Consider the following 26,771-nt stretch of genomic DNA (forward strand, 5'->3'; position numbering starts at 1 on the left):
CCCCCGACCCCTCTCTCACAAGAAAGAGAGCAGTTGAGAGCCCCATCTAGCTACGGTCATTGCCCACAGGGCTGAAGCTGGGCACCACCAGCTCGCGGTTTTGCTTGGTGAGACGACCGTACAGCTCCTGGGTGTTGGGGAAGTTGGCCGCCGGCAAGGTGGGGAAGCGGCGATAGGGCACCGTGTCTTCGCCGAAGAGATCCCGATATTCCTGGGTGTTCAGCAAAGCGCGCACAAAGGCTTTCACCCCCTGGGTGGCCAAGATCTGGTTGTACTTGCGGATCTCCTGCTGATTGAGGGGCGCACGGCCCAGAAAGTGCTTGGTGCCCAGCTCGATCACCTTGGTATTGGGATAGGGGGCATAGAACTCGGAGCGGTACAGCTCTGAACACCCCAGCGCCTCGATGAACTCCTTGACGGTGATCTCGCCGTTGCGCAGCTTGGACTCGGCGGAGCTGAGCTCGGCACTGATGTTGTAGATGTCCATATCCCGCTCGAAGACCTGCCGATAGGCGGCGCGGATGAGGTTGTTCACTTCCGCTTTGTTGGCCAGGCTGGTGAGCTTGAAGATGGGGATCTCTTGGCGTACCTTGGGCACCCCCTGCTGAGCCCGCCGCTGGATTTCCAGCTCGCCGGAAGGCATGTCCTGGGGCTGGCCCAACTTGACAAATAGCGGAATGTCCTCGTCGGTGCGAATGGGCTTGGTCACTGCCATGTCGGTGGAGCCGGGGCGCATCCGCCGCAGCGCCAGGCCGCCGGGGGTGAGGTAGCGCTCGTAGGGCACGATATCTTCCCCGAAGACCCGCTGGTACTCCTCGCCGTCCAAGATGGCATCCACCACCGCGTAGAACCCCTGCTTGGAGGCAATGTCAAACAGGCGGTTCATCTCTTGCCGTCCGTAGGTGGGTCGGCCCAGTAGCTTGCGGTGGATGAACTCGATGGCTTTGCAGACATACAAGCTGGACCAGTACTTGTTGCGGAAGAGATCCGACTTGGCCAGTTGGCGCACAAACTCTTTGACGGGAATTTCCCCCGACTCCAGCTTGATCTCCCAGCGGGTCAGCCGTTGGCCTTCGTAGGGCACATAGCCGTATACCTGTTGGTAGCAGGCGCGGATCACCGCCTGGGTGGATCCCTCGCTGCCGACAATGCCGGCCCGCACCCCCAGCCGTCGGCTGCGATCTCCCGGAGTCTGGGTGAGCTTGAAAACCTTCGGGCCAAGGCTGCCGGGATCCCCTGCTGCTCTGGGATTGGTGCGCTCGTTGGTGAGGGCAAAGCCGCGCCGGATGAGGATGCGCTTGACATCTTTGTTGAAGGGAGCAGGGCGGGCGCTGAGGGAACGGGTTTCCTTGGGGAAGATGGCCCCAAATTGGATCTCTAGCGGGTCATTGCCGGAGCCATAGGCATGCTGATCCGGCAGGGGCCGGTTGTAGCGGGCAAAGAGGGTAATGAACTGGGGCACCTTGCGGCGGGGGGCAGCGTAGTTGTAGAGGTCGAATTTGGCCCCCCAGTTGGCGCTGGTTTGCGCTTCTACCCCCAGCTTGCGCAGGTAGGGTACCGTCTCTTCGCCGAAGTAGTCTCCGTACTCGCGGCTATCCACCAGGGCGTCCACCAGGCCGGCCAGGCCCTTGCTGGAGATGATGGAGAAGTAGGTCTGCACTTCCTCGCGGGTTTCGGGAGCCCGCCCCAGGAAGTGGCGGAAGGCCAGCTCCACGACGCGGCTGTTGATGTAAGGCTCGTAGAACTGCTTGCGATACAGCTCCGATTTGCCCAGGCGGCGAATGAACTCCTTCATGGAGATCTCGCCGTTTTTCACCTTCGACTCCAGGTCGGAAAGCTTGAGGCCGTAGGCGCGGCGGATATCCCGCTCAAACACCTGTCGATAGGCGGCCTTGATGACTTCTTCTTTCTCGGCGTTGGACAGCCCCGGCTTCATGGCAAAAACGGGAACTTTTTCGGCAGCCAAGTTGTAAACCTGGGGTAGCTGCAGCCCTTGCAGAGGGATCCCGTCGGCGGTGCTGGCATTGCGCTGCCGCAGCTTGTCGGAAGGGGCGGGGGCGATGAACTCGCTCAGCAAGACATCGAAATATTGGTTGATGACGGCAACTGCTTCGGCATCTTTGCGGAAGTAGCCAGCCGCCGCCCGTTTCATCTCTTGAATGGCGACAATGGTGGCCTCGGCGGAGCAGGCATTTTCGATGATCTCCCGCAGGCCGCGCGTGTTGACGGCGATGATACTGGGATCCCCGGCCACCAAAGCGTAGGTGACGTAGCGCAAAAACCAGCTCAGATCCCGCAGCGATTTGCGCATGTTGGCAGCCCCGTAGCGGGAGATGTTGATGGGGCGGAAGTTGGGGGGAATCTCCACGCCGCTGGCGCTGAAGATGTTGCGGATGGCCTCGATGAATCCGCCGGTGGATTCCACATAGAAGGCAGTGCCCAGCTTGAAGGCTTCCTTCTCATCTTGAGTAACTTCGGGCCGCTCCAGATAGGCCATGGGCGAGCCCCCCGTGAAGATGCGGTTGGCGGCGCGACTGACGATGATTTCGGAGTTGGCTGCAATCACCTGGGCAATGTCCAGCCGTTTCAGGCCGCTGGAGAAAAAATCCTCGAGGCGATCCAACTCGGTGCGTCCCAGATAGCGATCCTGCTGTTCCGCTTGGGAGATGGTCGATACAGGCACGGTTTGGTACAGACGGGGGCTGGAAACGACTGCGCCAGCGGATACGTTGATACCCATCGATCTCTTAAACTCCGTTTTGATCGAAAAAACTGCCGACAAAGGCCGAGGACAGTGCCATCGAAGGGGATGAAGAGGCTGACCCGCGACCGGACAAGTATCCCTCTTTGAGCTGAGAAGGATCGCTGTCCGATCCCTGAATGGGAGGCCAAGCCTAGAATACTAGGGGCATGGGCCCAGAGGGGGAGGATTGTTGCAGTTTGTAACACTGTTTCTCATCCACAAAGACATGGCTCCCAACCCAGCTCTACCCTCCCATCTGTTGTCTTCCGCTTTTCTCCTTGAGGATTGGGAGCAGGGACATTACGAACGCGTTACCCAGGTTTTACAGCAACAGCTCGAGCAGGGATCCCCCTCTCCAGAGCTGTATTGGGAGCTGGGAGCCGCCTATCTCCTGCTGGGTCGGGAACTGGAGGCGCAGCTGGTGTGGCAAGAGGGCTTGGCGATGCTGCAAGCGGGGGGGGTGGCCGAATCCGAGGCCGTCTACCACCTGCTGAGGAGCTTGCAGGCTTTGGCGGAAAGCCTGTGGGAGAAGGGCCATTGGCCGCAGGCAGCAGCTCTGTATCGGCAGCTTCTGGAGTTGGGGGATGGACAGCTGGAGCTGTCTTCTGGCCAGGCTTTGGCTGCTCACCGCATTGGCCTGACCCAAGAGCGGAGCCGGCTGTGGGCTGCGGCAGCGGAGTGGTTTGAGCGGGCTTGCCAGCAGGATCCGACAGCGGCAGAGAGTTTTTGGCGCTGGGGCTTGGCCCTGATGAAGCTGGGCCGTTTGCGAGAGGCGATTTCCCCTCTGCAGGAGGCTGCGCGGCTGCGCCCTGAGTGGGGGGATCCCTGGGTACAGATGGGCTTGGCGTGGCTGGATCTGCGGGATCCAGTTCAGGCTGTGGGGTGTTTCCAGGAGGCTGAGGCGCGGGGCACCGGGACAGCGCAGCTCTACAGCTACTGGGCGGAAGCGGAAGTGCGGTTGGCTCACCCTGAGGCGGCTTGGGAGAAGGTTTGCCGAGCGGTGGCAGCGGAACGGAATTGGGTGCAGGCGTGGTGCGAGGGCAGTGGCAGAGAAAGCCCTCTGCGGTCTGGACTGGAGCAGGCATGCAGGGGAGAGGGATCTGCGAGGATCCCCGATTTCCTGTACTCGGCTTGGCGGCAGCGTTGGGCTCCAGAAGGCGTTGCCCTTCAAGCGGACTCTTTTTCCCAGAACACCCCCCCTACAACCGACTTCTGGCCGGTGCCAACCCAGGGTTACCTCACCACCCGGCAGTGGCATCAGGCCACGGGCGAAGGGGACTACCAACCCCTGGATCCGGTGGGGGTTCTCTGTCTGAAAGCGCCCCCTGCGGCTGATCCCGCCATTTTGCAAAAGTTGCGCCCGCAGCGGATCCCCTTGGCAGAGACCTTTGTCGCCCAGATCCCCCGAGGATCCGTCCACGTGGGCCACTATCCCCGCCACCTCTACGCCAGCTTTGCCAGCGGGGTGCTCACCCGCCGGGGAGAATTGCTCGCCGATCTATCCCTGAGCTTGCCGCCGCCGGAGTTCCTCGACTGGGACTACAGGCCAGATCACCTGCGACACCACCCCCTGCTGGGCTTGCCCCATCTCCCCCCACCGATCCCACTGGATGGCCCCGTTGCCCTTTTGCCCTTGGGGGCAGTTAATTACTTTCACTGGATGGTGGATATTCTGCCGGCCCTCGATATCCTGCAGCGGTCGGGCGCCCTGGAAAAGGACATCCCCATCTTGATCCACGGGTATCAAAGAAAGCCCTTTCAGGTGCAGAGCTTGGCTGCTTTGGGGATCCCAGCCGAGCGCATCCTCAGCTTTGAGCAGTTGGGGGGATCCCATCTGCAAGCCCAAAACCTGATCGTGCCCTCGGCAGGCGCTCCGGTGGGGTGTTTGACGCCTAGGGGATTGGAGGTGCTGCGGCAACTGGCCCAGCCGAGTTTATCCATTGACCCCTTACAACCGCGGCGAATTTACATCTGCCGTCGCTCTGCCCGCTGGCGGCGGGTGATCAACGAAGCGGAGGTGCTAGCCTGTTTGCACCCTTGGGGATTTGCACCGGTGCAAATGGAAACCCTTTCTCTTCAAGAGCAAATAGCCCTAATGCAAGGGGCAGAGGCGGTGATCGGGATCCACGGGGCGGGCCTAACCAACCTCGCCTTTTGTCAACCCGGCACCACCGTCATCGAGATCTTGCCCAGCAATGCAGTGCTTCCCTATTTTTGGAGTATTGCTCAGGTGGCAGGGTTAAGGTATTTCCCCTTGGTGGCGCCTGTTTGCGATCCGGCTTTGGTGGCTCTTCTTTCCAGCCCCGATTTGGATCGAGAAGATGCCTGGGTTCGGATCCCGGACTTGCTGAATGTGCTGGAACAGACAGGGATCAAGGGATGATGGGATCGGAGGGACTCGAACCCTCACGTTCTTGAGGAACAACGGATTTTAAGTCCGTAGCGTCTACCATTCCGCCACGATCCCAATCTGTCGGCAATAGCCGTACTACTCTACCAAACTGCTTGCCTTGGGGGGGCAAGTCTTTAAGTTGGTTCACCCAGCCCTGCAGTGGAGGGTATGAAGTAGGGGATTGCTGCCCCTGCTGATGGGATCCCTGCTGTGCCCGCTGGCTTGAAGCTCCTACAACTTCTCTTTCAAAAAAACGTTGGCCACCCAGATCCCCACCACCGCCAAGGCGGCCATCCCATAAAAGGTATAGCTATAGCTGCCCATCCTATCGCGAATTTGCCCCGCGATCATCGTTCCCACCAAGGCCCCAACTCCATAGGCGGTAAACACAATGCCGTAGTTCTGGGCGTAGCGTTCGGGATCAAACAAGCGCAGGGTCAGGGCGGGAGCCATGGCCAGCCACCCCCCCAGGCAAAACCAAAGCAAGGAAAAAGTTACCCAGTAGGCCAGAAGGGATCCCTGAGGAGGCAGGAGCATCAGCCCACAGGCCAGCAGGATCAGCCCATAGGAGCCCGTAGTGACCTGATGGGGATGTAATCGATCGGCCAACCAGCCAAACAGAGGACGGCTGAGCCCGTTGAAAATGGCGAAGAGAGCCACGCTGTTGGCAGCCGCAGGGGGATCCAGGCCGATCAGCTCTTCCCCCACAGGACCAGAAATCCCAATGGCGCTTAAACCAACCAGGGTGCCGATGGCATAGCAGATCCACAGGCCATAGAAGGAGGGGTTCCTCAGCAGAGGGAGAGAGCGCCGAGAAGTCAACGGAGAGCGATCTGGGCCATTCGTGGATTTTCTTGGAAAAGGTGAGGAAGGGATCCAATCGGGAGGAGGAAATCTCAGTTGGGTTGCGATCCCCAAGATCACCGCTGCAAAGAGGATCCCCAAAATCAGCAGCGTAGGTCGAACCCCCAGCGCCTCGATCAAGCGGTTGGCTAGAGGAGCGGTAAGCAGGGGGGATAGGCCAAAGCCGACAATGGTGGATCCCACGGCCAATCCCTTGCGATCCGGGAACCAACGGGCTGCCACGGCCATCGGCACCCCATAGGCAACCCCTACTCCGCTACCGGCAATCACCCCATAGCAGAGGGTGATCCACCCAATAGAAGGGGCAAAGCTGGCCAGCCCATAGCCCAAACCCACCAAGCTGCCCCCTAGAGCCAGTACTCGGCGGGATCCCCAGCGGGGGATGACAAACCCTGTGATGGGCATGAGGGTAGCGTAGAACACGAGGGCAACCGTGTAGGGCAGCAGGCTCTCACTGGCCCCAATCCCCAGCTCTGTTTCCAGGGGCTTGCGGAAAATGCTCCAGGAATAGACGGTTCCCAAGCAAAGAAGAACCAGGAGCCCCTGGAGGATGAAAAGCCATCTCCCCATATGGGCCGGTTGTCCATACAAAGTAACGGGGAATCCAACCCTTTTCATGGGTATCTAGAGCTTGTTGGAGCTGAGTTCAACCCATTCTCTCAGCCCTTTCGGGGATAGGCCAACAGAATTTTTAGCCAACCGTTGGCTAGAGGCGTTTGGCCTCTACCGTCCTGGGCAGAGACAAGGGATCTGGCAGCTCTGGGATGGACAATTCCCAACCGTTGCTCAAAGTAAAAATGGTTTCCCCGGCCTCTGAACGGGTGGCCACAACCGATTCTTCCAGATCTTTTTTGGGAACGTAGACCATCAAATGCCCGTAGGCACTTTCGTGCAGGATGACTTTCATAGCCCTTTCTCCACAAGTTCCAACTCTTGGGCACGGCACCCCACCACCAAGCCTTTGGCCAAGCAGTGGACGGCATAGACGTAAAACCGTTGTAGAAAGGTGCCAATGGAAATCACGTAACCTTCGTCGCCCGGAACGGCCAAGATTTTCCCCACCGGCTGGCCGAAGAAGGTGCCATCGTTGCGGATGACCTTACGGATGCGGACTTTGTCGCCCAGCTCAAATTGGGGAGGGCGATCCAGCTCCAGTTCGTCGCTCATGGGGTACCTCCTGTGATTTCTGCCAGCACCTGACAAAGCTCTTGGCGGGTTAGGCTGCGGCCTACTTGGCGCGCCCGTCGAGACACGGCTGCCAAAATGGCCTGAGATTTGGAAGTTTCCTTTCCGGACAAGCGGTTAGACAACATCGGGATGGCTCTCCTCTGGGATGGGTTCTGGAGTGTGTTGCGCCCATTGCGTCAGCGTTGCGCGGCAATAACGGGCCAGTTCCGCCGGTGGGATCGGATGCTTGCAGTGGGTGACGTGCTGCCGCACCTGTTCCAGGAGCTTTTCCAGTTGGCCAGGTGGGATCTGCTCGACAGGGATCCCCTGTTCCTTGAGGATTTGCAGCAGCAAATGCCGGCCGGAGTGTTTGCCCAACACCAGCCGCCGCTGGCCGCCCACGGCTTCTGGTGGGAAAGGCTCATAGGTCTGGGGATCCCGCAGCACTCCCGCCGCATGAATGCCCGACTCGTGGGCAAAGGCGTTGTCACCGACGATGGCCTTCCAGGGAGGTAGGGGAGCACCGCTGGCCCGCGCCACCTGTTGAGACAGCTCCCGCAGACGGCAGGTATCCACCCCAACATCGATCCCCAAGGTGTAGCGCAAAGCCATCACCACCTCTTCCAAGGGGGCATTGCCGGCCCGTTCCCCCAAGCCGTTGACGGTGGTGTTTACCGACTGAGCGCCGGCGCGGATTCCGGCCAAGGCATTGGCAGTGGCCATGCCCAGGTCGTCGTGGGTATGCATCTCCACAGGGATATCGATGGCCCGCACCAGACGGCGAATCTGCTTGTAGGTGCTAAAAGGATCCAAAACGCCCACCGTATCGCAGTAGCGGAAGCGCCGACAGCCCCAGCTTTGGGCCATTTGGGCCAACTCGATCACCTGCTCCAGGGGGGTGCGGCTGGCATCTTCTGCCCCCACCGAGACCCACAGCCCTTGCTCCAAGGCCATCTCCACGCATTGGCGCAACTGTCGCAGCAGCCGAGGGCGATCCCCTTGGAACTTGGCAGCGATTTGCCGATCCGAGACCGGCACGGAGATGTGGATCCGCTTGAGGCCGCAACGAATAGAGGCGAGGATATCGCTGGGCACAGCCCGGTTCCACCCCAGCAGGTGGGCCCGCAGCCCCAGGCTGAGCATGGCGCGAATGGCTTCCGTTTCCACGGCGCCCATGGCCGGGATCCCCACCTCAATTTCGGGTACGCCAATGGCATCCAAGAGGGCGGCAATGGAGATCTTCTCGGGGATTTGGAAGGCTACCCCTGCTGCTTGCTCCCCATCGCGCAGGGTGGTGTCGTTGATGGTGATAGAGGAATTCATGGGATCCATCCTCCAAGACCTACGGCCCGCCTAGGCAATCGGTAACCGTCGATGGTGCTCCGCACCGCTAGCGGGACCCCGGTTGCGTCAGGGCAATCATGTCCAGGGTAGAAAGCTCAACCAAGTTGCCGCAGAATTCATCAGATTCCTGTAAGGCTTGGCTGTTCCTCTTAGCGGGGTGGAGTCTTTGGAGCAGGGGATCCTTGACAAAGTCCGACAAAGTCCGGCCTTTGGGATCCCGCTGCTCTGGCCATCAACGAATTAAGTCGAAGGAGATGTCGGTTTTGCCGGGGATGATGCTGCGCCGATCTGCCTCATCCAGAATGGTGTTGACAATCCAGTTAAGGAGGTTGAGCGCCCCCACATAGCCATAGGTGGGGTAGCGGTGCAGGTGGTGGCGGTCGAAGATGGGGTAGCCGATGCGCACCAAAGGTGTGCCCGTATCCCGCCACAGGTATTTGCCGTAGGAATTGCCGATCAGCAGATCCACCGGCTCGGTGAACATCAGAGAGCGCAGATGCCAGAGATCCTTGCCCCCCCAGACGGTTGCCCCCTGTCCATAGGGACTGGAGGCCAGCAGTGCCCGCGCCTCGGCTTCGAACTCCTCGTTGCTGTTGGTCACCACCACATGGATCGGCTCCGCTCCCAGCTCCAGCAACAGGCTGAGCAAGCCCATCACCAGATCCGGATCCCCGTACAGGGCTACCCGCTTGCCGTGGATCCACGCTTGGGAGTCCGTGAAAGCATCCACCGCCCGGCCCCGTTCGATCTCCAGCTCGGCGGGAATGGGCTTGCCCGTTAACTGGGATAGCTGCATCAAAAACTCATCCGTGCCCCGAATACCCACTGGCCGCGCCGTCAGGGTGGGCCGACCCGAGGCCTCTGCTAGAAACTCCAGGGTCTTGGGCGTGGTGTAGCGCTGGAAGGAAAAAGTAGCCTCGGCGTTGAGGCATTGGGCAGCCGCCTCCAAAGGGGTTCCTCCGGGATACATGTGGAAAGTGCCGTCGTTGGGCGAATCCAAATAGTCGGAGTTGTCCGCCAGCAGGGTCAGCGGGATCCCGAATAAGCCGAAGATGCGCTTGATCTCCCGCAAGTTGCCCATGTAGGTATCGAAACCGGGGATGACGTTGATGTAGCCATTGCTACCTGTGCGGCCCACCGGCTCGGTGAGGGTGCTGAGAATGCTCTTGAGCATGTTGTCATAGCCGGTGATGTGGGATCCCACAAAGCTTGGCGTGTGGGCATAGGGCACCGGGAAGTTGTGGGGAATAACTCCCTCATTTCTGGCCGTGGTGATGAAGGCTCCCAGGTCATCCCCGATCACCTCCGCCATGCAGGTGGTGCACACGGCGATCATCTTGGGCTTGTAGAGGGCGTAGGCATTTTCCAGTCCCTCGATTAGGTTTTTGAGGCCGCCAAACACCGCCGCATCTTCCGTCATCGAGGTGGAGACCGCCGAAAAGGGCTCCTTAAAGTGGCGGGTGAGATGGGTGCGAAAATAGGCCACACACCCCTGGGATCCATGGACAAAGGGCAGAGTTCCCTCAAAGCCGACAGCGGCGAAGATGGCCCCCAAGGGTTGGCAGGCTTTGGCGGGGTTTACCGTCAGGGCCTCCCGTTGAAAGTTTTTCTCCCGGTATTCCCAAGATTTTGTCCATTCGGCCACCCGGGCCACTTCTTCCGGGGAAGGGAGATCTTCAAAGGTTTGCTTGCACTGCAGAAGCGCCTGATATTCCGGATCTTGAAACAGGCGGGCGTGATCTTTGATGTCTTGGATATCTTGCGGCATGGTCGGTCTCCTAATGAGGGGCAGGGGAAGGAAGGGCCGTTGGCGTCTGGGATCCCGGCGGCAAGCTAAGACTTCCAGGGGGCTTTGACCAGATCCCAGGTGGGGCTATTCAAGGCCAGATCCATATCGCGGGCGAACACGGCAAAGCCGTCGTAGCCGTGGTAGGGGCCGGAGTAGTCCCAAGAGTGCATCTGGCGGAAGGGCAAAGCCATCTTTTGAAAGACGTACTTCTCCTTGATGCCGGAGGCGATGAGATCTGGCTTCAACCTCTTGGCAAATTCTTCAAACTCGTAGCCGGACACGTCATCGTAGATGAGTGTGCCATCGTCGATGTACTGGGTGGTGCGCTTGTAGTCGTCGCCGTGGCCGAATTCGTAGCCGGTGGCAATCACCTCCATGCCCAGCTCCCGGAAGGCCGGGATGACGTGGCGGGGCCGCAGTCCGCCCACCATCAGCATCACCCGTTTGCCCTCCAGGCGGGGACGATACTTGGCAATGATGGCCTCGCTCTGGGGCTTGTACTTGGCGATCACCTGCTCCGCCTTGGCCTGGATGGTCTCGTCAAACCGCTGGGCGATGGCCCGCAGCGACTTGGCAATTTGGGTGGGGCCAAAGAAGTTGAACTCCAGCCAGGGGATCCCGTAGGTTTCCTCCATGTGGCGGCAGATGTAGTTCATGGATCGGTAGCAGTGGATGAGATTCAGCTTTACCCGGGGGGCAAGCAGCATCTCGTTCCAGGTGCCATCGCCGGAAAACTGGGTCACTACCCGCAGGCCCATCTCCTCCAGCAAAATCCGGGAAGACCAGGCGTCGCCGCCGATGTTGTAGTCCCCAATCAGGGCCACATCGTAGGGGCCGGGCTCAAAGTTGAGGGATCCCTCCTTCGCTTTCTTGTCAGCAATGGGCAAAACCCAGTCCCGCACCGTATCGTTGGCGATGTGGTGGCCCAGGGACTGGGAGACCCCCCGAAAGCCTTCGCAGCGCACCGGTACCACCGGCTTGCCAATTTCTTTGGAAACTCTCTTGGCCACTGCCTCGATGTCATCCCCGATCAAGCCGACGGGGCATTCGGACTGGATGGTAATGCCTTTGGCCAAGGGGAAGAGTTCGCTGGCTTCCACCAAGAGTTTGGCCAGTTTTTTGTCCCCCCCAAACACCACATCCCGCTCCTGAAAATCGGAGGTGAACTGCATGGTGCCGAAGGTGTTCACCCCGGTGATTCCCACGTAGTAATTGCGCCGTCCCGACCAGGAGTAGTAGCCGCAGCCCACGGGGCCGTGGCTGAGGTGGATCATGTCTTTGACCGGCCCCCACACCACCCCCTTGGAACCGGCATAGGCACAGCCGCGAGTGGTCATGACGCCGGGGATGGATTTAATGTTAGATTTTACTCCGCAATCTGCTTTGCCCTCGTCATAGACGTTGAGGTGCTTAGCTCTCTTTTTCTGAGCTTTTTCGGGGTAGGTTTCCAGAACCTCCGTTACGATTTTCCGGGTTTCCTCTTTGAGGGTACTTTTCAGAGTAGTCATGAGAACCTCAGCTATTGGGTGTCATGGATAAAAGCCACAGTGCGAAGGGGGGCTGAGGGAGGAAACCAGCTACCCCCAGCCCGTCTTTTCGGGGATCAGACAGGGGCCAACTCTTTTTCGGTTTTGCCGATGAGGTGGGCGATTTTCTGGTCGTCGTCCAAAACGCCGAACTCTATCAACAACTGCTCCAGCTCATCCATAGAGATGGGGGTGGGGATCCTCAGATCCGTGTTGTTGATGATCTTTTTGGCCAAGGCCCGATACTCGTCAGCTTGGTTGCAGTCGGGGGAGTACTCGATCACCGTCATGCGGCGCAATTCTGCGTGCTGAACCACATTGTCGCGGGGGATGAAATGCAGCATTTTGGTGTTGAGCTTTTCGGCCAGAGCTTCGATCAGCTCGATCTCGCGATCCACTTTGCGGCTGTTGCAGATCAGGCCACCCAAACGCACGCCGCCGGAGTAGGCGTATTTCAGCACGCCGCGGGCGATGTTGTTGGCCGCATACATGGCCATCATTTCGCCGGAGCAAACAATGTAGATCTCTTGGGCCTTGCCCTCCCGAATGGGCATGGCAAAACCGCCGCAGACCACGTCCCCCAGCACGTCGTAGCAGACAAAGTCCAGATCCTCGTAGGCACCGTTTTCTTCCAAGAAATTGATGGCGGTGATGATGCCTCGTCCGGCACAGCCAACACCAGGCTCGGGGCCACCAGACTCCACACAGCGCACCCCTCTGTAGCCGGTGAGAACCACTTCTTCCAGCTCCACGTCTTCTACGGATCCCCGCTCAGCAGCCAGGTGAAGGACGGTGGTCTGGGCTTTGCAGTGCAACATGAGGCGGGTGGAATCGGCTTTCGGGTCGCAGCCGACGATCATGATCCGCTGCCCCAATTCGGCCATACCGGCAACGGTATTCTGACAGGTGGTGGATTTGCCGATACCGCCTTTGCCGTAGAATGCAATTTGTCTCATGGTTCAGTTCTCCTAATGAAGACTTGAGGAAAAACTTGAGGGCGACTTAAGGGTTAGAAATCTCTTGCCAATGGGCGCAACTGGTCGCATTAGCGAGACGGGATCCTTACTGCAAAGGATTTCAGCTCGCGGGAAGGCAGCCTTGGATCCCTTGGAATCCAAAAGCAAACTGGTTGAACGGTGGGGCTCTCCCGAATCGAGGCAGGAGATGGGGGAAGCGACGGGGAGTAACAGTGGGGCAGATCATAGGGCTCTCAGGCTTATCGAGAATGGGGAACTAGAGGGCATGCACGGTTAAGGTGGGCCACACCTGTTCTTGCAGGCGGGTTTCGATGAGCAACCGCAGGGTGTTTTGCTGGCTGGGGCAGGTGGTGCAGGATCCCTTGAGGCGCACCCACACCTGATCCCCTTCCAGGTCGTAAAGCTCCACATCGCCGCCATCGGCCAACAGCAGCGGGCGAACTTCCTCCTCCAGGACGGCCTGAATGCGGGCGATCTTTTGCAAGGTGGTGAGGGGAGAGGGAGCAGCGGGAGAGGGCTCTGTCTGGTTTTGGGAGTTCCCTTTTGAATTTCTTGAATCTTCTGAAGGGGTTGCGTCAGTCTCGGCCAGAACAGCGGCGATCAGGTCTTCAATCTGGGCCAGGCAGGAACCACAGCCACCACCCGCTTTGCTGTAGGCTGTTACTTCCTCAGCGGAGGTGAGGTGGTTTTCCCGGATCAAGCGGCGGATCTTTTGCTCGCTGACGCCAAAGCAGGAGCAGACCAAAGCGCTGTCATCATCCGTGTGGTCAGGCAGAGGAAGGCCGCGATAGCTGTAGATGGCTGCCTCCAGAGCCTCTTGCCCCATCACCGAGCAGTGCATCTTGGCGGGGGGCAGGCCGCCTAGGTAGTCAGCGATTTGGCGGTTGTCGATCCGCAGGGCTTCATCCAGAGTGAGGCCGGTGATCAGCTCCGTCAGAGCCGAGGAAGAGGCGATGGCGCTGGTGCAGCCGAAGGTTTGGAAGCTGGCAGCTAAAATCCGCTCGCTAGCCTCGTCCACCTTTAAGTAGAGCCGCAGGGCATCGCCGCAGGTGATGCTGCCCACTTCTCCAACCACCACCCGAACACCGGGCTCGGAGCTGGGATCCATCGCCCCTTGGTTTTTGGGGTGGTAGAAGAGTTCCAAAACTTTTTCGCTGTAGTCCCACATGGCTGGATCCTGAGTTGAGGATGCGAACGGTCGAGGGAAGATGAGTTTGAGGGGGGTCAGCGGCGAGCCAGTTCCCGCTCCTGCTGTTGCAGCCAGTCTTCCGCCTCGTGGCTGAAGGGGGAGATGGCCCGCAAATGCTCGATGATCCCCGGCAAAACCTCCAGCACCCGCTCCACCTCTGCCGGCTGGGTAAAGCGAGAGAGGCTGAAGCGGATTGAGCCGTGCAAAACGGTGTAGGGCAGGCCCATGGCCCGCAGCACATGGGAGGGCTCCAGGGATCCGGAAGTGCAGGCGGAGCCGGAGGAGGCGCAGATGCCGTATTTGTTCAGCCAGAAGAGGATCGCTTCCCCTTCCACGAACTTGAAGCCCAAGTTGGTGGTGTTGGGCAGCCGCTGAGTGGGGTGGCCGTTAACCTGGACATCCGGGATCCGCTGTAGCAAGCCCTGCTCCAAGCGATCCCGCAGCAGCCGCTCATGGGGATCCCCGAGGTGGGCTTGGGCCAGCTCAGCCGCTTTGCCCAGAGCGATGATGCCCGGCACATTTTCCGTCCCGGCGCGGCGGCCTCGCTCCTGATGCCCTCCCAGCAGCAACGGACGGAAGCGCAAGCCCCGCCGCACATAGAGAGCGCCGATCCCCTTGGGGGCATGCAGCTTGTGCCCGGAAAGGGTGAGGAGATCCACCGGCAGGCGCTGCAGATCGAGAGGGATCTTGCCCACCGCCTGTACTGCGTCCACATGGACAACAGCCCCATAGCTGCGAGCCAGGGATCCCACCGCCTCGATGGGGAAAAGCACGCCCGTCTCGTTGTTGGCGGCCATGCAGCTCACCAGGGCAGTATCGCCGGTCAGGGCTGCTTCCAACTCCAGCAAGTCCAGGCAGCCTTGCTCATCCACCGAGAGGTAGGTGACGCGGTAGCCTTGTTTTTCCAGGTGCTTGCAGACGTTGAGCACCGAGGCGTGCTCTACCTGCGTGGTGATGATGTGGCGCTTCTGGGGTTGGGCTGCCAAGGCTGCATAAATGGCCGTGGTGTTGCCTTCGGTGCCGCCACTGGTGAAGACGATCTCCGTCGGGTCGGCTCCCAGAAGGGCTGCCACCTGTTCGCGGGCTTGGTTAAGGGCACGCCCCACCTGGCCGCCAAAACTGTGCATCGAGGAGGGGTTGCCGTAGAAGGTCTGCAAATAGGGCAGCATCGCCTCCAGAACCAGGGGATCCACGGCGGTGGTGGCGTTGTTGTCCAGGTAGATCACAGGGTTCATACAGGCTCCGGTACAAGATAGGGGTTGGGCAAAGTTAAACGGCTTGCGGAGCGTGGGAATGGCACTGCTTTGGGCAAATGCGGGCGCAAGCCTGACAGCCGATGCAGAGGGCAGCGTTGAGGATGGTCATCACCTTACGCTCGCTTTCCTCTTCCTCTTCGTTGTCGACAAACTCGCCGTCTTCGTTGAGGGCTCTGAGGGCAAACACACCACGGCCACAGACTTTGAGGCAACGGCTACAGCCGAGGCAGCGGGTGATATCCAGGCTTTCGATAAACTGTGGGATCCAGGGCAGTCCGCCTTTGGTGAGAGCAGTTGCAGTAGCCATAGCCAAGCTCCAAAGCGAGATTTTTAGGATCGGGGAGATTTGCTGTCCAAGGTCTGGTTGACCAACCAGGTGCGGTAAAACTTGAGGGCCACCGTTTCAATGAGGTCGTAGTCTTCCACCACTTCGATGCCGGCCTCGCGAATACGCTTCATGGGGCAATCGCCGATCTTGGAGACCAGCACGGCTCGGCAATCCCGGATGAGATCCAGGATTTGCTCTAGGTTGTTGTCCTCCCCGGATCCCCCGTGGCAGTACTGCGGGATCTTGCGGTGGCCGACAAACTGCGCCCCACGGGCGTTGACCTCGTAGATCAAAAACTCCCGCGCATGGCCGAAGTGGCGATTGACCAAGCCACCGCCTTTGCTGGCCACGGCCACCAGGATGGAGGGGCTGTCGGGAGGCAGGTCGGCTGTCCAGTGGGTCGGGGCTGCCTGCTGCTGAGCTTGCAGTTGGGCAATGCTTGCCTGGACCTGGCGGCGTTTTTCGGGGTCGTACTCGGGGGTCATCTGCATAAAGCGCTCCTTGGTGAACTCTTGGCTGCGGTCTTCCCCCAGAAGGCCCACCGCGTCCGCCCGACACTGGCGACAGTGGCGCATCATCCGCATGTTGCCGGAGCACCGATCTTGCAGGGCTTTCAACTCCTGAGGGGTGGGGCCCCGCTGGCCGATGAGGCCGAAGTAGGTGCCGTGTTCAGGCGCCGAGATCAGGGGCATGATGTTGTGCAAGAAAGCCCCTTTCTCCTGGATCACCCGGTTCACTTCCAAGAGGTGGGTGTCGTTGATGCCGGGAATGAGAACGGAGTTGACTTTGCAGAGGATGTCTGCCTCCCGCAGCAGATCCAGGCTTTCCATCTGCCGTTCGTGCAGGATGCGGGCTGCCTCCACCCCTCGAATGCGCTTGCGCCGCCAGCGGATCCAGGGGTAGATCTTGGCTCCGATCTCTGGATCCACCATGTTGATGGTCAGGGTGACGTGGTCGATGTTCAGCCGTTTGATCTCGTCGATGTAGTCCGGCAACATCAGGCCGTTGGTGGAAAGGCAAAGCTTGAGATCCGGAGCTTTCTCGGCAATGCGGGCAAAGGTCTCGAAGGTTTGCTTGGGGTTGGCCAAGGGATCCCCAGGCCCAGCAATGCCCACCACCGTCAGTTGCGGGATCTTGCCGGCAATCACCAGCACTTTGTGGGCGGCTTCCGCCGGGGTAAGCAGCTCGCTGACCACACCGGGCCGGCTCTCGTTGGCACAGTCGAACTTGCGGTTGCAGTAGTTGCACTGGATGTTGCAGGCGGGGGCTACCGCCACGTGCATGCGGGCGTAGTGATGGTGAGCTGCTTCGCTGTAGCAGGGATGGGTGGCGATGCGTTGCTGCAGATGAGGGGGGAGAGCCTGGCGGGGGCTGCTGCTGCAAGCGCAGGCCGATGGGAAGGGGGATCCCTGGCGGGGCGGAGTTGAAAGGGGCGGCATAGTGGGGTCAACCAGGGGATAGAACGTTACTGGCGGTTATATCAACCGCCCTCTGCCCGCTCCGTTGCACTCAGCCCGGTAGAACTGATCGAGTTTATTGGCTTTGTACTCAAGACCTGCAAAGCCTGATGGCAGGCCAAATCCAACTTTTTTTAGGGGTCAAGGGTCTGGTTTTTCAAGGCCGGGGATGCCGTATTTTGACCCAAAGGGGCGGGGGATCCGGCTGTGGGGAGGATCCCCGGAATCCCTGATTCGACAAGGGCTTGGGGCAATGCTTAAGAAATACTAAAAATCTGCTCAGATGCACTCAAGCGCCGCAGCCTCGGCTGCGTTTTGCATCAATTGCTACGATTTAATATCGTATCAGCCCAAAAGTGTATTGAAAATAGCCGTTTGAGTTTGAGGAAAGATCCCCCTGGGGCAAAGTCCTCGCCAAGGAAGTGAAGACTATTGCGGCGGCAGGCCGTCGGACTTTCTTGTTGTGACAGGGGGGATGTACTCGCTCAAATACCCATACCCTTCCCCGAAAATACTGGATCCCTGCGGGCAAAAGACTCAACCCCCTGCCCTCAGAAAAACTTTTTTTGCCCTCTGGGCCAAGCTTCCAGGGTTTGAGTACATCGGCAATAACTCAATCAATCCTGATCGCCCGCTGCCAAGCCTGAGCCACCGCAGCCGCTTGCTATAAGCGGGGGAACAGAAACCCAACGGTTCTGCCCCTCTGTTGAGACTCGCCCCCTGCTTCCCAACCGGTGAGCTTATGTCCCCCCTTGTTTCTCCCCCACCGAAAACGGCTGAAGTGCTGCAGGTGCCCCGTTGCGATCGCTGGCGGATTCTCTACCGTCTGCAGGAGCTGGATTTGACCTGTGGCTGTACCCCGACCGGCCAACTGTGGGTGATGATTCGCACCCCCACCGAAGCCCTCCTCGTCCACAGTGTGCTCCGCCTTTTCACCCTCAACCGCTCTGGCTGGCTGAGTTGGTTGGATCGCTGCTGGTCTCTCCAGACCTGGGATCCCCCTGAGAGACATTCGGGATGGGACGAGCGCCCCTGAACCTCCGCCGTTTGCCTTCTTGCTTCTCCTGTTCACCTCGTTTTGGTAGCGCCAATGACCACTCCATCCCCCTCAACTCGCTCCTTCCAACAAGTCCGAGACAACCCCGTTCACCTGGGACGGGAGATCACGGTTCCCATCTGCGAGGGCCTCAACCTGGCTTGGGCCAGTCTTCAGGGGCTGTATTTGCAGTATCTGAAGCACCATCTGGTTGTCGAAGGAGCAGAGTTCTACTCAATTCACCAATTTTTCAACGAAAGTCTACAGGAAGTTCAGAACCACGCCCATGAGGTGGGGGAGCGCCTGAACGGCCTAGGTGGGATCCCGGCCTCCAGCTTTGCCAAGCTGGCGGAGCTGTGCTGCTTCAGCCCGGAAGGGGACGATGCATTGGCCGTGCGGCCCATGCTGGAAGCGGATTTGCGGGCCGAGCAAAGCCTGATCGATCTGCTGCGTCGCCAGGCGGCTCTGGCGGAAAGTGTTGGGGATCGCGCCACCCGTCACCTCTACGAGCAGATTTTGCTGCAGACAGAAGAACGGGCCTTTCACCTGGCCCACTTTCTCGCTGCCGACAGCTTGGTTTTGGGCTTGTCCCCACCCTAGCCTGCCCATTCACGCCCACCTCTCGTTTTGGGAGACTCTGCCATGCTTACCCCCGATCGGGCGCCGCTGCTCCAGTTTTTGCAAGTCGAGCTTGGGATCCCGGAATCCGCCCTCACCTTCGCCCTGAAACGGCATGGGTGTGAACAGGGCCCCCTGCCGATGATCCTCTGGCATTACGGGCTGATTTCTTTGGAGCAACTGGAGCAGATTTTTGAATGGTGCGCTCTACGTTCCCTTGTTATAAGTCCTACCCATTCGGAGGTTTAAGCCATGACTTATCCCTACCCTTCTCTTCCCTATCCCAGAGTCGGCAACCCTTTGGGATGGCTCGGCCTGGTTTTTAACCCAATTTTCAGATCTGCCCTGCAGTGGCCACGCCGCTGGCTCAACAGCATTGAAATTCGCGGATCCCGGCAGGCCCGTTGGATTTGTCGTTTGATCCCGGCTTCCTGTCCCTTTGAGCGGGATATCCGACTGGGATCCCGCACCGTCCACATTCCGGCCCTCTGTCGCATCAACCCCCTCTACGAGGAGATCATCGCCCTGCGGCTACGGGCGGCGGCTTATCTGGCCGAAGCTGCGGCTCAACCCCAGCCCCCCTCTTCTCAGGAGATCCCATCATGCCCATGATCAGCCGAACCAAAGTGGCGGAGCTGCTCAACGAGACCGCCTGCGAGCACAACCACAAGAAAGACGGCAAAGGCAAAAACAAGGTCTGTGCCGAGCAGGCCAAGCCCGGAGGAGCGCAGGGAGGCTGTGCCTTTGATGGGGCCTCGATTGCCCTGGTGCCGATTACCGATGCCGCCCATCTGGTGCATGGACCGATCGCCTGCAGCGGCAACTCTTGGGGGACGCGGGGCAGCCTCTCTTCCGGCTCCCGACTCTATCAGGTGGGCTTCACCACCGATCTGAGCGAGAACGAGATCATCTTCGGAGGGGAGGAGAAGCTGTTCCAGGCCATCTGCAACTTACAGGCCAAATACCGACCTGCCGCCATTTTCGTCTATCTCACTTGTGTGACTGCCCTCATTGGGGATGATGTAGAGGCGGTGTGTCAGCGGGCCAGCCGCCAGCTTGGGATCCCGGTCATTCCGGTGAATGCGCCCGGCTTTGTGGGCAGCAAAAACTTGGGTAACCGTCTGGCCGGAGAAGCGCTGCTGGACTATGTGATCGGCACGGCCTCCCCGGAATACACCACCCGCCGCGACATTAACCTCATCGGCGAGTACAACATTGCCGGCGAGCTGTGGGATGTCTTGCCTCTGTTTGACGAGCTGGGGATCCGCATCTTGGCCAAGATCACCGGCGATGGCCGCTACCACGAGATCTGTACCGCCCACCGGGCCAAGCTGAACGTTCTCATCTGCGCTAAAGCCTTGCTCAATGTGGGCCGCAAGATGCAGGAGCGCTACGGGATCCCCTACATCGAGGCTTCCTTTTACGGGCTGCAGGAGATGAACCACTGCCTAAGGGCCATTGCCCAAGGGCTGAAGGATCCGCAACTGCAGGAGCGTACCGAGGCCCTCATCGAGCGAGAAACTCGCGCCGCTGAGGCGGCTTTGGCCCCCTACCGGCAGCGGCTGGCGGGCAAACGAGTTGTCCTTTATACCGGCGGCGTGAAAAGTTGGTCGATCATCTCTGCTGCCCGAGATCTGGGGATGCAGGTAACGGCCACCAGCACCCGCAAAAGCACCGAAGAAGACAAAGCCCGCATCCGCGAGCTGCTCGGCCAGGATGGCATTCTCTTGGACAAGGGCAGCCCTCAAGAGCTGCTCAAGGTGGTGGAGCGCACGAAAGCGGACTTGCTCATCGCCGGCGGACGCAACCAGTACACCGCCCTCAAGGCCCGCATCCCCTTTCTGGACATCAACCAGGAGCGGCACCACGCTTATGCCGGCTATCGCGGCCTGGTGAACTTGGCGCGGGAAATCGATGCTGCCCTCCACAGTCCCATTTGGGAGCAGTTGCGACGGCCTGCCCCCTGGGAGACCTCAGCAGCAAAGGAGGTGGGAGGATGGCCCAGTTGATTCAAGAACGCAAGCCCCTCAGCGTCAACCCCCTCAAACTCAGCGCTCCGCTGGGGGCGGCCCTGGCCTTTCTGGGGATCAAGGGCTGTCTGCCCCTCTTCCACGGTTCCCAGGGCTGCACGGCCTTTGCCAAAGCGCTGCTGGTACGCCATTTCCGCGAGGCCATTCCCATGTCCACCACTGCCATGTCCGAGGTGGACACCATCTTGGGAGGCGAGGAGAATGTCGAAGCTGCCATTCTCACCTTGGTGGAGAAGGCCCAGCCGGAGCTAATCGGCCTCCTCACTACCGGCCTCACGGAAACCCGCGGCGACGATATGCCGCGCATCCTGCGGGAGCTGCGCCGGCGCCAGCCGCAATTGCAGGATCTGCCCATCGTGTTGGCCTCTACGCCTGACTTTAAAGGATCCCTGCAAGACGGCTATGCCATCGCCGTCAACAGCTTGGTCAGCACCCTGCCGGAATCGCCGTCGGGATCCGTCCGCCCTGCCCAGGTAACGGTGCTGTGCGGGCCTGCCCTCACCCCTGCCGACGCCCAGGAGATCAAAGAAATGGCGGAGGCTTTTGGCCTAGAGCCGATCCTGGTGCCGGATCCCGCGGGTTCCCTGGACGGACACTTGGGCACCGGCTTTAGGGCGACCCCAGACGGCGGCACCACCCTTGAGCAATTGCGCCAGCTCGGGCGTTCCGGCCTCACCATAGCTGTCGGCGAGAGCATGCGCCCTGCCGCTCAGATCCTGGCCCAGCGCTTTGGCACCCCCTATCGGGTTTTCCCCCACCTGACCGGTCTCAAGGCTGTGGATCCCTTTTTGGCAACCTTGGCCGATCACAGCCAGCAGCCGGTGCCCTCTCGCTACCGCCGCCAGCGCAGCCAGGTTCAAGATGCCCTCCTGGATTGCCACTTTTTCTTCGGCAACCAGCGGATTGCCTTGGCCCTAGAAGCCGATCTGCTCTGGGGGTGGGTGGACTGGCTGCTGGATATGGGCTGTCAGATCCAGGCGGCCATCAGTCCCACACCGGATCCCCACTTGACCACCCTTCCCATTGAGGCAGTGCGGGTGGGAGATCTGGGGGATCTGGAGGAGCTAGCACCCGGGGCTGACCTGCTGGTGGGCAACTCCCACGTGGCGCGCCTGGGCAAGCGGCTGGGGATCCCGGTGCATCGGATGGGGATCCCCATCTTCGACCGGCTGGGGGCCAACCACCTCTGTCAGGTGGGCTATCGCGGCACCCTATCCCAACTGTTTGCTGTCGGCAACCTGCTGATGGAGCAGGAGGAAGCCCGTCACCCCAGCCCACCCCAGGTTTCTGGGCATGGATTCTAAGGGATCCAGAGCTTCGAGCTAGATCCCCCTAGCTCCCCTAAACCCTCAAGTTCACGGTTCTAAGGAGAACGCCTATGCAAGTGGCCTTTACAACCCGCGACGGCAAGCACGTCAATGCCCACTTTGGCTGGGCCAACCAGATCGACCTCTACGAAGTCACCCCCGAAGGCTACCGATTTTGTAAGACCCTCACCTTTGGGGGCAACTTGGAGGCAGATGGCAACGAGGACAAGCTGGTGCCCAAGCTGCAGGCTTTGGCCGATGTCACCCTCATCTACGTGGCTGCCATTGGCAGCAGTGCCGCCGCCCGCCTGATCAACCGCCGCATCACCCCCATCAAAGTGCAGTCGGAAGAAGAATCCATCGAGAGCTTGTTGCAGCGCCTGGTAACCACCCTGCACAATCCTCCCCCCTGGCTGCGCAAAGTGCTCTTGGCCGAGCGCGTCAGCAGACCGGAGTCCTCAACTCCAGTTGTGGAGGCTCAGCCATGACCGTCACCCCTCTCTCTCCCTCGACCAGCCCCATCTTGCAAGAGATCGTTCGCCAGATGCGGGCGGCGGATCCCTACGGCACCTACCGCGCCTGGAGTGATGAGTTGCTGCTCAAGCCCTTTGTCGTCACCAAAGCCCAAAAACGCCAGATATCCCTCGAAGGGGAGGTGGATCCCGGGGTGCGGAGCCGCATTCTCATCTACTACCGCGCCATTGCCGCCCTGATTGAAAAGGAAACGGGCCTCCTAGCTCAGGTGGTGCTGGATCTCAACAGCGAAGGCTTTGGTTGGGTGCTGGTCTTCTCGGGGCGGCTGTTGTTGGTGGTCAACACCCTGCGAGACGCCCATCGCTTCGGTTTCGAGTCTCTCGAACAGCTCACTGAAAAAGCTACTGCCCTTATCGACAAAGGGATCCAACTGGCCCGAACCTACCCCGAGGTGGGCCGGCTGTAGCCGCCTGCCTCCCCTTTTGTCTGTGCAGCAATTTCTTTAGCCATCAGGAGTGCCTTGCCCATGTTGAATGAGAGTGACGTTGAGAATGTTGTGAACGGCCTGGATTTCGAGCCCTTTGAACACCTGTCTGCCGACCAGCTCCGCACCGAGATCAAACGACTAAACAGCAAAGCAGGCCAACTGAAAATGGATCTGCACGATCTGGCCGAGGGGCTACCCGACGGGTTCGAGCGACTCCCCGACTTGGCAGCCCGCACCTATGCCCTGTTTGCCCGGCTGCACACCCTCAGACAACGCTTGAAAACCCTGGAGACCTGCCGATGAGTTGGAACCACAACCGCCGTTGGAAAGACTTCCAAGCCCTAGTCAATGCCGAGGATTATTTCGCTTTTTTCGAGCTCCCCTACGATCCGCGGGTGGTCAACGTGAATCGCCTGCATATCTTACGCAAATTCGCTCAGTATCTAGGCCCTCTGGAGTGTTTCCAGGGCAGCGAAGAAGAGCGATTGGAGCAAGCTCGGCAAGCGCTGGAAAAAGCGTACCAAACCTTTCTCACCTCTACTCCGCAGCAGGAGAAGCTATTCCGAGTCTTTCAAGACTACGGTTGTCCAGATGCTGTCGGCGGCTGTGCCGGCTGCAGCTCTTTGGGAGAGCGGGGCGAATGCAGCCCTGGGATCCCTGCCTAAGATCTCTTGTTTACCCCTCGTCAGCTCTCTGGAGACTCCATCATGGCTACCTACACAGTTCACTTGGTTAACCTAAAACGACAGCTTGATACCTATATCTCAGTAGATGAAGATTCAACCATCCTAGAAGCGGCTGAGGATCAAGATGTGGACTTGCCCTCTTCCTGCCGCTCCGGTAGTTGTTCCTCTTGCGTGGCCAAAGTGGTAGAAGGAGAAGTCGATCAATCGGAGCAAACCTTTCTGGATGAGGAGCAAATAGCCAAAGGATTTGTGCTGCTCTGCGTGGCTAAACCTCGCTCCAATTGTACGATTCGCACTCACCAGGAAGCTTACTTGGTTTGATAGATCGCTGCTTCCAAGCTGCTCGCAAATGGACTCGGGCAAGGCTCAAATGGCCTCTTCTAAGATTAGGGATCCCTATATGTTGGCACCGCCCACCGTCCCTAAGATCTCAATAACCATATCTCCTCTCCAACTCATGAAGGTTGGAGAAGAAGGTCGCATCTACCAACTGCGCGGATCCGAAGCTGTTTGCACCCAATTGCAGCAAATGGGTCTCACTCCAGGTACCTATCTCCAGGTTATCCAACGTCACCCTGAGTGGATCCTACTCCTACCCAGTGGCCAACTTTCCCTTCCTGCTCATTTAGCTAAACCCATCTGGGTTTACATGGATCCACGTTGCGCCTTGATGTCTACCCAAGAACCGAATAAGAAAACAATCTTAAATTTGCCAAGAGCCTTCTAAAATGTAGTCTATTTACCCAATTTTTAACCTGTAATGAGGGACACTCAAAGTAAGGGAAGCTCATCTCTTCATAACCTATCTTGATTTGGGAGCAAAGCCATGAACACCTGTTTGTTGCACCTGGGCTCCATCCTTAAAGCTGCTGAAGAGCTTAGCCTTGTGGAAAAGCCTTTCCCCAAGTTGCAACACATCCAACTCTGCACAGGACTAAGCCCAGAGGAAATCGTGCGGGCGCTGGAGCTAGAACCCAATCCCTTGGGTTGGCATCTGGAGCCAAGCCACAACCTGGCCGATGAATCGGCGTATTGGGTGGGCGGACGACCTTGTGTCGGCTTGGTTATTGAGCGTTTTGCCTGACACTTGCTGCAGTTCGGATCCCCAAAAGGCTCTCAAGGGGGAGGAGTAGCCTGCAAAGCCATCTCAAAAGTTCACTGTAAACATTAGAAGTTAAGAGAAAACAAAGCTTTCCAGAAGGTTCACCCTAGACCAAATCTCCCTGGCCTGCCGGGGATCTTTTGAGGTATCTTTCAATCCAGTTCACGAATTGAGGAAACTGACCTTAAACTAAGGTCTCTCGCCGGGCTGCCACGGCTTTGCGAGGAAGGTCTCCATGGCCGGGTTTAGGGTTTTGCAGATGCGATAGCAGGTGTGAACGAGGGAGAGCTACAGGGAAACGTTATGGAGTTTGAGGGCTATGGCTTATCAAATCTCAGGGGATTGTATCGGTTGCAACGCTTGTGTAGATAGCTGTCCTACGAAAGCTATTGTTGTTCAGGATGGGGAATACTGGATTAATCCTCTGTTGTGCAATGACTGCGAAGGTTTCTTCCCAGAACCTCAGTGCGTTAGCCTGTGTCCCGGTTCTGCCCCGCAGCCTTATGAAGCCATGAAGGGGCGCAACCGCACGGTCACGGCCCGCATTCGCAGCAGTCCACCTCTATTTTTGAACGGCCATAGCCAGGCTTTTGCTTCGTCAATTGTGGTCTGGGAAGCTTGCAATTTCCTATCTCAATTTCAATCTCTCAATCTGCAAAAGCAGGGAGATAACCAGGTTTGCTATCAGAAATCTGTTGGCCACAACCAGGGATCTCTGACCCTAACTCTATGTTTGGACGGGATCCCACAAAGTGCTCCGATCGATGTGCGAACTGCCTGTTTGCATCTTATTTTTGCTGCCTATGCCGCCGGGTTGGATAGCCCCTGGAAGGAATCCTTTGTTTTCACCGACTCACAATTGGAGTCCTATTTGGGCTGGGATAAACGTAAAGATCTGAGCAAGATGACCCGTCTCCACCTGTTCATGACCTGGATAGAGCAGCTCTGTCGGATTCAAGTCTCCATCGATTGGCCGGATCAGGGGCGGGTGAAGGGGTTTTCGGTACCGGCTGGCCCTCTGTGGAGGCTGCTCAAGATGCATCGCCACTTTCAAAAAGATGAGCAGGGCTGCAACCATCTGGTGGGCCTGACTTGGGCGATTCAGCCCGGCGAATGGACACGGTACTTTCTCAATCGACAAGGGTGCCGCCAGGGGCAAGCCTTTTATCAGTACAGCAGCCTGCCCCTATCCCTGCTGCAGGCCGTGATGAGCCATTGGCAACACCATGAAGGAGCCATGCGCCTGCTGCTGTGGCTGTTGTTCAAAGTGAGGATGGGGCGGCAACAGCGTCTGACGGTGCCCACCCTGATGCGAGTGGCCTACGGGGAAGAGCGACTGCAGGAAGCTTATCTCAATCTCCAAGAACGCAAACGGCTGGTGCGCACCTTTGAAAGCGATCTGGAGGTTCTCAACCACTACGGCCTCAAGCCGGAGTTCGATCCCCTCACCTATCCTTCTTCCATTCAACCCCTGTGGGCTCGCCTGGAAGCTGTGCCCGAGGATGCGGACGAGGCATTGAACTTTTGGATTGAAGATGCCAACAACGGTGGCTTGCTGACGGCTGCCGGGCCGCGGGGCAAGTGGGGACTTTTGATGCAGGCTCGCATTCAGCGGTTTCATCCGCCCTCCGACTGGCATCGTCGAGTAGTTCAAGAAGCCAGATCCCCAACCCGAGAATCGGGATCTCGGCGGCAGCGTAGGGCAAAGTCTGCGCCTGTTGCAACAGACTCGGATCTCCCTGGCCCTCCCGAAAACCCAAAAGACTTCCCCTCAAGCAAAGCTTTGCGTGGAGCGGATATCTCGGCGGCACGCCAGCAAAAGGGAATCAGCCAGCGGGAATTGGCCCAGAGGCTGGGGCGCAGCCAGAGCTGGGTGCGGGATGTAGAGAATGGGCGGCTTCAGATCAGCCTAAACGATCGCCAGCGCCTTATCAAAGCCCTGTATTTGGATCCCAGGCAACAGCAAGTCTAGGCCAGTCACTCAATTTGCTAATCCACC

Annotated in this window: 28 protein-coding genes and 1 tRNA gene; 15 read left to right on the forward strand and 14 right to left on the reverse strand. The window is 59.0% G+C overall.

Annotated elements, in window-relative coordinates:
* Nucleotides 1-46: 46 nt before the first annotated feature.
* Nucleotides 47-2,740, reverse strand: a complete 2,694-nt coding sequence (locus tag NW870_RS03280; RefSeq protein ID WP_414373883.1) for a phycobilisome rod-core linker polypeptide — start codon at nt 2,738-2,740, stop codon at nt 47-49.
* A gap of 193 nt (nt 2,741-2,933) precedes the next feature.
* Here NW870_RS03280 and NW870_RS03285 point away from each other — a divergent pair, with 193 nt between their 5' ends.
* Nucleotides 2,934-5,126 carry a glycosyltransferase 61 family protein gene (locus NW870_RS03285; RefSeq protein WP_414373885.1) on the forward strand — a complete coding sequence of 731 codons (2,193 nt, stop codon included), beginning with the start codon at nt 2,934-2,936 and terminating at the stop codon, nt 5,124-5,126.
* Here the strand turns inward: NW870_RS03285 and NW870_RS03290 are convergent.
* From NW870_RS03290 to nifB, 13 genes are all read right to left on the reverse strand, one after another.
* A tRNA-Leu gene (locus NW870_RS03290) sits at nt 5,127-5,210 on the reverse strand. It abuts the gene before it with no gap.
* Between the two features lie 156 nt (nt 5,211-5,366).
* The gene (locus NW870_RS03295) at nt 5,367-6,521 is read right to left on the reverse strand and encodes an OFA family MFS transporter (RefSeq protein WP_414373887.1); all 1,155 of its coding nucleotides are present in this window, start codon (nt 6,519-6,521) and stop codon (nt 5,367-5,369) included.
* 184 nt (nt 6,522-6,705) lie between these two features.
* Nucleotides 6,706-6,906 (reverse strand): putative nitrogen fixation protein NifT, encoded by a 201-nt coding sequence (nifT, locus tag NW870_RS03300; RefSeq protein WP_414373889.1) that lies wholly within the window; start codon nt 6,904-6,906, stop codon nt 6,706-6,708.
* Nucleotides 6,903-7,166 carry a nitrogen fixation protein NifZ gene (locus NW870_RS03305; RefSeq protein ID WP_011430646.1) on the reverse strand — a complete coding sequence of 88 codons (264 nt, stop codon included), beginning with the start codon at nt 7,164-7,166 and terminating at the stop codon, nt 6,903-6,905. The genes nifT and NW870_RS03305 overlap by 4 nt, the downstream gene beginning before the upstream one ends.
* Nucleotides 7,163-7,312, reverse strand: a complete 150-nt coding sequence (locus NW870_RS03310; protein WP_011432085.1) for a hypothetical protein — start codon at nt 7,310-7,312, stop codon at nt 7,163-7,165. Before NW870_RS03310 ends, NW870_RS03305 begins: the two co-directional genes overlap by 4 nt.
* Nucleotides 7,302-8,489 (reverse strand): homocitrate synthase, encoded by a 1,188-nt coding sequence (nifV, locus tag NW870_RS03315; RefSeq protein ID WP_414373890.1) that lies wholly within the window; start codon nt 8,487-8,489, stop codon nt 7,302-7,304. The genes NW870_RS03310 and nifV overlap by 11 nt, the downstream gene beginning before the upstream one ends.
* 253 nt (nt 8,490-8,742) lie before the next feature.
* Nucleotides 8,743-10,278, reverse strand: coding sequence for a nitrogenase molybdenum-iron protein subunit beta (gene nifK, locus NW870_RS03320; protein ID WP_414373892.1), 1,536 nt, complete (start codon nt 10,276-10,278; stop codon nt 8,743-8,745).
* A 65-nt stretch (nt 10,279-10,343) separates the two neighbouring features.
* The gene (gene nifD, locus NW870_RS03325; RefSeq protein ID WP_414373894.1) at nt 10,344-11,807 is read right to left on the reverse strand and encodes a nitrogenase molybdenum-iron protein alpha chain; all 1,464 of its coding nucleotides are present in this window, start codon (nt 11,805-11,807) and stop codon (nt 10,344-10,346) included.
* Nucleotides 11,808-11,902: 95 nt separating this feature from the next.
* Nucleotides 11,903-12,781, reverse strand: a complete 879-nt coding sequence (gene nifH / locus NW870_RS03330) for a nitrogenase iron protein (RefSeq protein WP_011430651.1) — start codon at nt 12,779-12,781, stop codon at nt 11,903-11,905.
* A gap of 277 nt (nt 12,782-13,058) precedes the next feature.
* Entirely contained in the window at nt 13,059-13,970 is a 912-nt protein-coding gene (gene nifU / locus NW870_RS03335) for a Fe-S cluster assembly protein NifU (protein WP_414355673.1), read from the reverse strand.
* Between the two features lie 56 nt (nt 13,971-14,026).
* Nucleotides 14,027-15,226 carry a cysteine desulfurase NifS gene (gene nifS, locus NW870_RS03340; RefSeq protein WP_414373896.1) on the reverse strand — a complete coding sequence of 400 codons (1,200 nt, stop codon included), beginning with the start codon at nt 15,224-15,226 and terminating at the stop codon, nt 14,027-14,029.
* 34 nt (nt 15,227-15,260) lie between these two features.
* Nucleotides 15,261-15,554: a ferredoxin III, nif-specific gene (fdxB, locus tag NW870_RS03345; protein ID WP_414373898.1), complete on the reverse strand. Its 294-nt coding sequence runs from the start codon at nt 15,552-15,554 to the stop codon at nt 15,261-15,263.
* Between the two features lie 23 nt (nt 15,555-15,577).
* Complete coding sequence (gene nifB, locus NW870_RS03350; RefSeq protein WP_414373899.1) at nt 15,578-17,014, reverse strand: nitrogenase cofactor biosynthesis protein NifB; 1,437 nt, start codon at nt 17,012-17,014, stop codon at nt 15,578-15,580.
* A gap of 760 nt (nt 17,015-17,774) precedes the next feature.
* Here nifB and NW870_RS03355 point away from each other — a divergent pair.
* From NW870_RS03355 to NW870_RS03420, 14 genes are all read left to right on the forward strand, one after another.
* Nucleotides 17,775-18,068 (forward strand): Asr1405/Asl0597 family protein, encoded by a 294-nt coding sequence (locus NW870_RS03355; RefSeq protein ID WP_414355670.1) that lies wholly within the window; start codon nt 17,775-17,777, stop codon nt 18,066-18,068.
* 54 nt (nt 18,069-18,122) lie between these two features.
* The gene (locus NW870_RS03360) at nt 18,123-18,668 is read left to right on the forward strand and encodes a ferritin-like domain-containing protein (RefSeq protein ID WP_414355669.1); all 546 of its coding nucleotides are present in this window, start codon (nt 18,123-18,125) and stop codon (nt 18,666-18,668) included.
* A 42-nt stretch (nt 18,669-18,710) separates the two neighbouring features.
* Complete coding sequence (locus NW870_RS03365; protein WP_414373900.1) at nt 18,711-18,935, forward strand: DUF2949 domain-containing protein; 225 nt, start codon at nt 18,711-18,713, stop codon at nt 18,933-18,935.
* Between the two features lie 3 nt (nt 18,936-18,938).
* A complete protein-coding gene (locus tag NW870_RS03370) occupies nt 18,939-19,298 on the forward strand; it encodes a Mo-dependent nitrogenase C-terminal domain-containing protein (protein ID WP_414355667.1) in 360 nt (119 codons plus the stop codon).
* Nucleotides 19,289-20,695, forward strand: a complete 1,407-nt coding sequence (gene nifE / locus NW870_RS03375) for a nitrogenase iron-molybdenum cofactor biosynthesis protein NifE (protein WP_414373902.1) — start codon at nt 19,289-19,291, stop codon at nt 20,693-20,695. The genes NW870_RS03370 and nifE overlap by 10 nt, the downstream gene beginning before the upstream one ends.
* Nucleotides 20,683-22,020, forward strand: a complete 1,338-nt coding sequence (nifN, locus tag NW870_RS03380; RefSeq protein ID WP_011432072.1) for a nitrogenase iron-molybdenum cofactor biosynthesis protein NifN — start codon at nt 20,683-20,685, stop codon at nt 22,018-22,020. The genes nifE and nifN overlap by 13 nt, the downstream gene beginning before the upstream one ends.
* 74 nt (nt 22,021-22,094) lie before the next feature.
* Nucleotides 22,095-22,511 (forward strand): nitrogen fixation protein NifX, encoded by a 417-nt coding sequence (nifX, locus tag NW870_RS03385; protein ID WP_414373904.1) that lies wholly within the window; start codon nt 22,095-22,097, stop codon nt 22,509-22,511.
* Nucleotides 22,508-22,963 (forward strand): NifX-associated nitrogen fixation protein, encoded by a 456-nt coding sequence (locus NW870_RS03390; protein ID WP_414373906.1) that lies wholly within the window; start codon nt 22,508-22,510, stop codon nt 22,961-22,963. Before nifX ends, NW870_RS03390 begins: the two co-directional genes overlap by 4 nt.
* Before the next feature lie 60 nt (nt 22,964-23,023).
* Nucleotides 23,024-23,287 carry a CCE_0567 family metalloprotein gene (locus NW870_RS03395; protein ID WP_011432070.1) on the forward strand — a complete coding sequence of 88 codons (264 nt, stop codon included), beginning with the start codon at nt 23,024-23,026 and terminating at the stop codon, nt 23,285-23,287.
* Nucleotides 23,284-23,649, forward strand: a complete 366-nt coding sequence (gene nifW, locus NW870_RS03400; protein ID WP_414355663.1) for a nitrogenase-stabilizing/protective protein NifW — start codon at nt 23,284-23,286, stop codon at nt 23,647-23,649. The genes NW870_RS03395 and nifW overlap by 4 nt, the downstream gene beginning before the upstream one ends.
* Before the next feature lie 42 nt (nt 23,650-23,691).
* Nucleotides 23,692-23,991, forward strand: a complete 300-nt coding sequence (locus NW870_RS03405) for a 2Fe-2S iron-sulfur cluster-binding protein (RefSeq protein WP_414373907.1) — start codon at nt 23,692-23,694, stop codon at nt 23,989-23,991.
* Nucleotides 23,992-24,127: 136 nt separating this feature from the next.
* Nucleotides 24,128-24,397 carry a ferrous iron transport protein A gene (locus NW870_RS03410; RefSeq protein ID WP_414373955.1) on the forward strand — a complete coding sequence of 90 codons (270 nt, stop codon included), beginning with the start codon at nt 24,128-24,130 and terminating at the stop codon, nt 24,395-24,397.
* Nucleotides 24,398-24,496: 99 nt separating this feature from the next.
* Nucleotides 24,497-24,754, forward strand: a complete 258-nt coding sequence (locus NW870_RS03415) for a hypothetical protein (protein WP_011430669.1) — start codon at nt 24,497-24,499, stop codon at nt 24,752-24,754.
* Between the two features lie 337 nt (nt 24,755-25,091).
* On the forward strand, nt 25,092-26,744 hold the full coding sequence (locus NW870_RS03420) for a helix-turn-helix domain-containing protein (RefSeq protein WP_414373909.1): 1,653 nt from the start codon (nt 25,092-25,094) through the stop codon (nt 26,742-26,744).
* The last annotated feature ends 27 nt before the right edge of the window (nt 26,745-26,771 follow it).

Origin of the sequence: Synechococcus sp. R50.1 (assembly GCF_047462115.1) — a bacterium.
GTDB lineage: Bacteria > Cyanobacteriota > Cyanobacteriia > Thermostichales > Thermostichaceae > Thermostichus.